The sequence below is a fragment of the Streptomyces sp. NPDC043870 genome, from assembly GCF_056435785.1.
In genome coordinates this window covers 1-1,894 of record NZ_JBWKDT010000132.1, presented here as the reverse complement: position 1 = coordinate 1,894, position 1,894 = coordinate 1, and the positions used below count along the sequence as shown (strand labels likewise).

At 70.2% G+C, this 1,894-nt stretch carries 2 protein-coding genes; both read right to left on the bottom strand.

All coding sequences use genetic code 11. The features are described 5' to 3' along the window. Positions 1–64: 64 nt before the first annotated feature. A complete protein-coding gene (locus AC0699_RS39660; protein ID WP_478671569.1) occupies positions 65–1,039 on the bottom strand; it encodes an electron transfer flavoprotein subunit alpha/FixB family protein in 975 nt (324 codons plus the stop codon). 58 nt (positions 1,040–1,097) lie between these two features. Beyond that, on the bottom strand, positions 1,098–1,883 hold the full coding sequence (locus AC0699_RS39655) for an electron transfer flavoprotein subunit beta/FixA family protein (RefSeq protein ID WP_478671573.1): 786 nt from the start codon (positions 1,881–1,883) through the stop codon (positions 1,098–1,100). Positions 1,884–1,894 lie beyond the last annotated feature (11 nt).

Here is a 1,894-nt window from a genome sequence, read left to right as displayed (position 1 = left end):
CCCGGAACGGTGCGGGGCCGCGCGGTGGTTTCACCGTGCGGCCCCGGGCGGAGGGTGTGTGGGGTCAGCCCTTGCGGGTCTTGATCTCTTCGGTGAGCTGGGGGACGACGTCGAAGAGGTCGCCGACGACGCCGTAGTCGACGAGGTCGAAGATGGGGGCTTCGGCGTCCTTGTTGATGGCCACGATGGTCTTGGAGGTCTGCATGCCGGCGCGGTGCTGGATGGCGCCGGAGATGCCGGAGGCGATGTAGAGCTGGGGGGAGACGCTCTTGCCGGTCTGGCCGACCTGGTTGGTGTGGGGGTACCAGCCGGCGTCGACGGCGGCGCGGGAGGCGCCGACGGCGGCGCCGAGGGAGTCGGCGAGTGCCTCGATCACCGCGAAGTTCTCGGCGCCGTTGACGCCGCGGCCGCCGGAGACCACGATCGCGGCCTCGGTGAGTTCGGGGCGGCCGGTCGACTCGCGCGGGGTGCGGGAGACGATCTTGGTGCCGGTGGAGTTCTCGCCGAAGGAGACGGTCAGGGCCTGGACGGTGCCGGCGGCCGGGGCGGTCTCGACCGGGGCCGAGTTCGGCTTCACGGTGATGACGGGGGTGCCTTTGGAGACGCGGGACTTGGTGGTGAACGCGGCGGCGAACGCGGACTGGGTGGCCACCGGGCCCTGGTCACCGGCCTGAAGGTCGATGGCGTCGGTGATGATGCCGGAGCCGATACGGACGGCGAGACGGGCCGCGATCTCCTTGGCCTCGGCGGAGGACGGCACCAGCACGGCGGCCGGGGAGCCCGCGGCGGACACGGTCTGGTGGGCGGCCTGCAGTGCGTCGACCTTCGGGACGACGAGGTAGTCGGCGAACTGGGGGGCATCGGCGGTCAGTACCTTGACCGCGCCGTGCTCGGCGAGCGTGGCGGCGGTGGCCTCGGCGCCGGGGCCGAGGGCGACGGCGACCGGCTCGCCGATACGGCGGGCCAGCGTCAGCAGCTCCAGGGTGGGCTTGCGGACGGCGCCGTCCACGTGATCGACGTAGACGAGAACTTCAGCCATGGGATTGCTCTCCTGCGAATGCGAAGTGTCTGGGGGCGGTTGGGGTGATGGCCGAAGCTCAGATGAACTTCTGGCCGGCCAGGAACTCGGCCAGCTGCTTGCCGCCCTCGCCCTCGTCCTTGACGATCGTGCCCGCCGTGCGGGCCGGACGCTGGGCCGCGGAGTCCACCGCACTGAAGGCACCCTCGAGACCGACCTCGTCGGCCTCGATGTCCAGGTCGGACAGGTCCCAGGACTCCACCGGCTTCTTCTTGGCCGCCATGATGCCCTTGAACGACGGGTAGCGGGCCTCGCCCGACTGGTCGGTGACCGACACGACCGCCGGCAGCGACGCCTCCAGCTGCTCGCTGGCGGTGTCCCCGTCACGACGGCCCCTGACGGTGCCGTCCTGGACCGAGACCTCGGAGAGCAGGGTGACCTGCGGGACGCCCAGACGCTCGGCGAGGATCGCCGGCAGCACACCCATGGTGCCGTCGGTCGAGGCCATACCGCAGACGACCAGGTCGAAACCGGCCTTCTCGATGGCCTTGGCCAGCACCAGCGAGGTACCCATGACATCGGTGCCGTGCAGATCGTCGTCCTCGACATGGACGGCCTTGTCCGCACCCATGGACAGCGCCTTGCGCAGCGCGTCCTTGGCATCCTCCGGACCGACGGTCAGCACGGTGATCTCCGCGTCGTCCGCCTCGTCGGCGATCTGCAGCGCCTGCTCGACCGCGTACTCGTCAAGCTCCGACAGCAGGCCGTCCACGTCATCACGGTCGACCGTCAGGTCATCGGCGAAGTGCCGATCGCCAGTGGCGTCGGGCACGTACTTCACACAGACAACGATCCTCAAGCTCACGCCGGCTCTCC

Bases quoted from the DNA above. Each gene is read 5' to 3' on its own strand.
- AC0699_RS39660 (WP_478671569.1), bottom strand. From the start codon at position 1,039: ATGGCTGAAGTTCTCGTCTACGTCGATCACGTGGACGGCGCCGTCCGC.